Here is a 6,198-nt window from a genome sequence, read left to right on the forward strand (position 1 = left end):
GGGCCATTTGGCCGGCTCCAGATTCCCTTCATTCCTGAGGTTCTGAACATGGCCAAAGCGGTCACCATCAAGGTCAAGCTCGTGTCCTCGGCCGACACCGGCTTCTACTACGTCGCCAAGAAGAATTCGCGCACCATGACCGACAAGCTGGTCAAGAAGAAGTACGACCCCGTCGCGCGCAAGCACGTCGAATTCCGCGAAGCCAAGATCAAGTAAGCAAGATCGCGGAACGTAGAAGACTTTCGCGGGGCCCTTTCGGGCCCCGTTTCATTTTGCGCCCAGCCTCTCGGGTGCCGGACGCGCTGCGGCCGTTACCCGGCCATCCATCGTCGCTGCAACCACGGGCTCAGCCCGAGCACGCCGAGGTGACCAAGCGGCAGTTCGACGACGTTCTTCGTAGGCAGGTATCGACGCGCCCTCTCCGCTAACGCCTGGCTGCGGGCTCGCGGAACGAGACGGTCAAAACGTCCAACGACAATCCGGCTATCCCGGTGGACACTGTGGATCGAATCGATCGGGTTGAGATTCCTGAGCGCGATAGAGAAATCATTCCGCGAAAATCCCATGCGCACCGCATCGCGCTGGACCGTACGCGCAGCCGGGCTCGACCATATCATGAGGTCCCCCCTGTCAGCCGACGCGAAGCTCCAGAGCGGTACGCCGAGCGCTGCAGCGACAAGCGTCGCCGGAACTGTCCCCATGCTGTAGCCCACGACGGCCCGCGGCAGGTCATGCAAACGTGCACGCCGAACCGCAATGTCGACCATGTCGCCGATGCGAGCCGCACAGATCAGGGGATTTGGGCAGACCACATCGTCTGGCAGGCGGTAACAGGCGGCGAACGCGGAGTTCGGAATTAATCCGACCTTCTGCGCCAGCCCAAACCCCGTTCGCCACGGCAGGAAGTAGATCGGCCCTGTCCGGGCGCTGCCTTCCAGAATTGCGAACTGGTCCACCGGCCCGCGTTCACCGATAACTGACTTGTCGGTCCGCCGACGCTGTACGTGCGAGCGCTCCAATCTGCCAGATCGCCGAGAGCGCCACGACCACATAGATCACGCGGGATGCTGCCGACGATGTCGCGGTCTCTGCCGCGCCGTTGCCGAAGATGGCACTCACGAGATCAAAGTCGAAAAGTCCGACCAGGCCCCAGTTCACACCGCCGACGATAACCAGAAGCAAAGAGATGATGTTGACTGCGCGCATTATTGACCTCCGAGCTAAAAAACACGCGCAGTCAAAGCACCCGGCCAGCCACCGTTCCTGAGAACACCAACGCGCATTAACTTGGATCAAGCAAGAACCTGGATCAAAGGACCTGCTTCAGCGGTCTTGCCTCGGCCATTTTGTTCCTGCTGACGATGATCGCGGGTGGGCTGGATGTGATCATTCCCCACAATGCAGTGCTCGCGTTGTTCGGAACGGCAACAGCGTTCGGCGGATTCGGTCTCGTCATTGCCGCCACTGTGCTCGTGATCTTCGACGCGTCCTACAGCCAGCGCCAGCTCGACACCGAATTGCTGGACGTGCCTGATCTTGCAAACAAGACCGGACAGAAGCCCGGCAAGGTTGCGCGTCAGCAGCCTCGGAATATCGCCAAGGTGCGCGACTGACCAGCTGACCTCAGATTGGCAAGCCCAAAAACCTCGCCGATCTGTTGGCCACGATGCCGGCTCTCGCGTGTCGACAGGAATATCCTCTCAACCCCCGGTTGCTCGGCGCAAAATGTATGTTACCGTGCACTTGCCGGGCAGAATGTCCGTCCCGGCTTTGGAAGGACATGGTCATGAGATTCTCATCAAGCCTTGTCGTGCCTTCAGCCGTCGCTGCCTTGTCAACAATCTTGCTGTGCGCGCCGGCAGCGTCGCAAATCCCAACCGGCTCCGCCGCCACGATTCCCCCTGTCACGGTCGACGCGCCGAAACAGGTGGCAAGGCCGCACGTGCTGGTGCGGGGTGCAAACACAATTGCGCCGCGTCGGACTGCGCCAACAGCTCAAACGTCAGCCGCGCGCACGCCTTCTTACGCGCCGGGTTCTGTGATGGGGAGAATTGCCAGCCTGGAGAAAGTCGCCAGCAGCTGCAACGGTGGCTGTGCATCGAGCTTTCCGAAAGGCAAGGAGCCTTGGATCGGATGTAGCGAGTCGGGCGGCCAACTAGACTACGGACCCTTCTCACCAACCTGCCGAGACACCATCACCCACACATCTTACCTGGGTTGCGTCGAAACAAAGACGTTCTTGGGCGAAGGCCGCAACAAGGCCCACTGGTTGTGCAGCAGCCTGGCCGCCGGCAACAGGTTTAAGGTCGCCGATCTCAAGCGGTCAGGACGCACGCGTTAGTTCATACCGCTGGCGTAGCGAACAACGAGCCGCCAGCCTGCCCAAAAGCTGGCGGCTTTTCATTTTGCCTTGCTGCAGTACCGCTGCGCTCATTGCATCGAATTTGATCTCCCTCAATCTTGCTTGCCGATTTTTCCCATAGCCTCAGTTGGGTTCCGCGCAAGCGGGGGAGGAACGATGCTCGTAAGAAAGCAACAAATTGTGCCTCAACGGCCAAGCTCGAGCGAATTGAATGCGCTCGCCGGGCACGCTGTGTTTTGCAGCGAATTCAAATATCGACGCGGCACCGAGATCTTCGGAGAGGCGGAGCCGATCCAATATCTTTACCAGGTCAAGAGCGGGGCGGTTCGAAGCTATAAATTGTTGGCCGACGGTCGGCGGCAGATTATGGCCTTTCATCTGCCGGGTGACATCTTCGGCGTCGAGAACGGTGCAGTTCACCGATTTACCGCCGAGGCGATTGTGGAAACGATTGTCCGCCTGACCGACCGCCAGAATGTCGCCGAGCACGAGCGTGGCAGTGCGACCGTGACCAACAACGTGCTCAGGCTCGTCACCGGCAGCCTTCAACATGCCGAAACTCACATGCTGTTACTCGGGAGGAAAACGGCAATCGAGAAGGTCGCGGCTTTCTTGATCGAGATGGACGTCCGCTTGACTGCGGCCGGAATTATGAGCCTCCCCATGAACCGTCGCGATATCGCCGACTATTTGGGGCTGACGCTGGAGACGGTGTCACGTGCTCTGTCACAACTCAGGGATCGTGACATTCTCAGCTTCATCGGGCAGTCCCAGCGACAAATCATATTGCGGGATCGAGCAAAATTGACCGAGTTCGATCAATGAGCGGAATTGATGCATTTGGCCCGGGACAGACCAAGTGTGACCCACCTCGCAGAGCGCCGTGACCGGTTTCAATATCTCCAGCGGGATCGTTGCATGAACCTGGTCCATTCCCGTGAAGAGCCATTTGCCGTTGCTGGATCCGCTGCGCTTCGCCGCCGCCCTCGGCGTCGCCATGTTTCACCAGATGTTCTGGTCCTGGGCTTGGACCTCGATCGGCGTCCCGGGTTTCGAGCGCACCGTCGCCGCCGATGTTCTCTACCCGTCCGCCGCGCCCTACACATGGTTCGGCTGGGTCGGCGTTGAAATCTTCTTTGTCATTTCCGGTTTCGTCATCGCGAATTCCGCGAGCACATCTTCGCCGGGCGAGTTTCTCCTTGGCCGCGCGCTCAGGATTTATCCGGCGGTCTGGGTTTGCGCCACCGCGACCTTCCTCGTTCTGCTCCTCTTCGGAAGCGGACCCGCATCCGAATTCATTCTGCCCTATATCCACGCCATGCTGATGGTCCCGAAGGGCGTCACAGGCCAATGGCTTGACGAGGTCTACTGGACGCTGGCCGCCGAGACGGCATTTTATGGTCTCGTGTTCTGCGCGATGCTCACGAAGAGGATCACCCTGCGGCACCTGGCCTGGGGGCTCACCATCTACAGCGCAATCTTCAATGCCGTCGCGCTGCTCGTGCTGTCTTGCACGACGCCGTCCGACTTGCCTTATCTGGTCATTCTCATGTTCCGGGTGCCGTGCGCGGCGTTCCTGCTGACGCATGGCTGCTTCTTTGCGCTGGGGATCTGGCTGTTCATCTCCGCGAACAGACAATTGACGGTGCTCGAACAGATCGCAATTGCCATCACGTGCCTTTCGGGCGCGGCGGAAATCTGCTTCTTTGCCTCGTTTTTCTTGACGTCCATCCCCGCCATCGCGGATCAATCAGCCCTAGTGCCGATCATGGTGTGGGCGGCTGCGGTGCTCCTCATTGCCCTCGCCGCGAACCGGCACCGGCGCTCGGCGGGCATCGCGTCCCCCAAGACGCCAGCCTATCTGAGAACGCTCGGACTGATCACCTATCCGCTCTATCTCACGCACAACGTCATTGGCACCGCGATCATTCGGGCTCTGGTCGATGCCGGGCTGGATGCCACCTCGGCCGTCTGGATCGCGCTGGGCCTGCTTGTTCTGGTCTGCTGGGCTATTTGCGCGAAGATCGAGCCCGCCGTCAGAGGCGCGCTGATGCAAACTCTTTCGTATTTCGGAAAGCTGCCGGAAAGGCAGCCGGCATCGCGCCGCCCGGCACTGGCGCGGGGACTGCGACTGTACCCCGCACGTTCCCTCTCCCGTCCCGGACGCGCTGCAGCGTGAAACGCTGCTGCGCAGAGCCGACCCCAAACAAGTCCCGTGCTAAACTTGCGCCTCCGCTTTCGCACCTTGGCCATTTCGAACCAAACGGGGCTCCGTCCCGGCCAACAGCCTTTGTATGTTCGCACGATGGCGGATGATCACGTAGAGGCCGCCTCCGATCACCAGCAACCGGTACGGGAATGGGTGCTCGACCGCGCAGACAAGAACGATTGCCGTCAACGCCGCGAGCATCGAGCTCAAGGAAACGATCCGGGTGATAGCCAGCACGAAGCCAAAGGCGGCTGCAGCCCCCAATCCAACGGGCCAGGACATCGCCAGCAACACACCGAGTCCGGCGGCAGCCGACTTGCCGCCCGTGAAGTTCAGCCAGATCGATCGGCTATGTCCCAACAGCACGGCAATTCCAGCCAGACAAACAGCCCACGGCACCCACAGCTGCAGATCAGACGCTGTCGGCGGCGTGGCTAATTCTGCATAGAGCCAAGGACAGAACGAGCGCGCGACGATGATGGCCCCCACGCCCTTCAGCACATCGCCGACGAGCACGAACAAGGCAGGCCCTTTGCCGAGAGTGCGCAAGACATTCGTTGCCCCGGTGGACTTGGAGCCATGCCTTCGGATGTCGATACCCCTGAGCAGTTTCCCCGCCAGATAGCCCGTGGGGACCGAGCCGAGGAGATAGGCCATCAACAACCCAACCGCGCCCGCTGTCCAAAAAGCCATGGGTTTTAGGTCCAGTTTCCTGAACGCTGTTTTATCCCCGACTTCGTCTGACCGCTATGGGTCACAAGTGGCCGATCACGGCCCGGGACTGCGACTGTACCCCGCACGTTCCCTCTCCCGTCCCGGACGCGCTGCTGCGTGAAACGCTGCTGCGCAGAGCCGGGACCCAGAGAGCGACACAGCACGCTGCAGAGACGTGGGCCCCGGCTCTGCAGCGCACCGCTGAAGAAGCGCTGCGCTGCGTCCGGGGCACACGAGAGCTGGGCTAGGCGGCTCCTCAAGCTGTCGCGTCTGCCAAACGCGCAGGAGACATCACCGAGGTCGAATGGTTTCACGAAGCGTGTCGTGATACGAAACAGCATCTAGCCGGGATGGCCTCGCCGACATGAGAAGAATCCATAAATCCGTTTGTCTTCCCAATGATGTGGGCCGAGTCATCGTCTACGCGTGGAACCCAGGCTCTGAGCAAGACGAAAATTTGGTCTGTATTGAACCGGACGAGCGAATGAGGTGGAAGGCGACGCTTCCAACCAAGGACGCAGGCGATTGCTTCGTGGATATAGAACTTGAAGGTGATGTGATCCGAGCCAATAGCTGGAGCTGTTACACCGTTTGGCTCGATCCCCTGACGGGTGAGACAGTGCGAACACACTTCAGTAAGTAACGGGCAGCTCCCTTGATCGGATGCCCGCTGAATGATCCGCCGCGATGGAGACGAAGGCGTGCGCTTCCGCCCTGCCTAGGGCGTGTACCCATTAAGCGGCCGCCCGCCAGATGTCCGGTTTACCGCCAACATCGGCCGCAGACCTGAAGGCCTTCGAGGTCGCAGATGGGCCATAGCACAAAGTCGCTGCGCTCCAGCCCGCTGCGCGGGAGCAAGGCCCGATAGGCCGGTAGTCGGTCGAGAAGATCCCAATAGCCGTTGGAGAGCTCC

General features: G+C 60.5%; 8 protein-coding genes. 5 read left to right on the forward strand and 3 right to left on the reverse strand.

Going from position 1 to position 6,198, the window contains the following annotated elements; translation table 11 throughout:
- Window positions 1–48: 48 nt before the first annotated feature.
- Complete coding sequence (rpmG, locus tag ABIB66_RS21815; protein ID WP_007603295.1) at window positions 49–216, forward strand: 50S ribosomal protein L33; 168 nt, start codon at window positions 49–51, stop codon at window positions 214–216.
- Between the two features lie 95 nt (window positions 217–311).
- Here rpmG and ABIB66_RS21820 read toward each other — a convergent pair whose 3' ends face one another.
- Together ABIB66_RS21820 and ABIB66_RS21825 are read right to left on the reverse strand one after the other, a co-directional pair.
- On the reverse strand, window positions 312–956 hold the full coding sequence (locus tag ABIB66_RS21820) for a hypothetical protein (protein WP_275167921.1): 645 nt from the start codon (window positions 954–956) through the stop codon (window positions 312–314).
- 10 nt (window positions 957–966) lie between these two features.
- Window positions 967–1,206 (reverse strand): DUF378 domain-containing protein, encoded by a 240-nt coding sequence (locus ABIB66_RS21825; RefSeq protein WP_275167922.1) that lies wholly within the window; start codon window positions 1,204–1,206, stop codon window positions 967–969.
- A gap of 176 nt (window positions 1,207–1,382) precedes the next feature.
- On the opposite strand from ABIB66_RS21825, the gene ABIB66_RS21830 reads away from it, so the two are divergent.
- The 3 genes from ABIB66_RS21830 to ABIB66_RS21840 all read left to right on the forward strand — a co-directional run bounded on the left by ABIB66_RS21830 (window position 1,383) and on the right by ABIB66_RS21840 (window position 4,541).
- A complete protein-coding gene (locus ABIB66_RS21830; RefSeq protein ID WP_354210719.1) occupies window positions 1,383–1,613 on the forward strand; it encodes a hypothetical protein in 231 nt (76 codons plus the stop codon).
- Between the two features lie 905 nt (window positions 1,614–2,518).
- A complete protein-coding gene (locus tag ABIB66_RS21835) occupies window positions 2,519–3,187 on the forward strand; it encodes a helix-turn-helix domain-containing protein (protein WP_354058858.1) in 669 nt (222 codons plus the stop codon).
- Between the two features lie 130 nt (window positions 3,188–3,317).
- Window positions 3,318–4,541: an acyltransferase family protein gene (locus ABIB66_RS21840; RefSeq protein WP_354210718.1), complete on the forward strand. Its 1,224-nt coding sequence runs from the start codon at window positions 3,318–3,320 to the stop codon at window positions 4,539–4,541.
- Between the two features lie 39 nt (window positions 4,542–4,580).
- Here the strand turns inward: ABIB66_RS21840 and plsY are convergent, their stop codons facing one another.
- Window positions 4,581–5,264 carry a glycerol-3-phosphate 1-O-acyltransferase PlsY gene (gene plsY, locus ABIB66_RS21845; protein ID WP_354210717.1) on the reverse strand — a complete coding sequence of 228 codons (684 nt, stop codon included), beginning with the start codon at window positions 5,262–5,264 and terminating at the stop codon, window positions 4,581–4,583.
- Window positions 5,265–5,649: 385 nt separating this feature from the next.
- On the opposite strand from plsY, the gene ABIB66_RS43590 reads away from it, so the two are divergent.
- Window positions 5,650–5,928: a DUF7957 family protein gene (locus ABIB66_RS43590; protein WP_502917412.1), complete on the forward strand. Its 279-nt coding sequence runs from the start codon at window positions 5,650–5,652 to the stop codon at window positions 5,926–5,928.
- Window positions 5,929–6,198: the final 270 nt, after the last annotated feature.

The sequence above is a fragment of the Bradyrhizobium sp. F1.13.3 genome (assembly GCF_040548265.1).
Classification (GTDB): Bacteria; Pseudomonadota; Alphaproteobacteria; order Rhizobiales; family Xanthobacteraceae; genus Bradyrhizobium.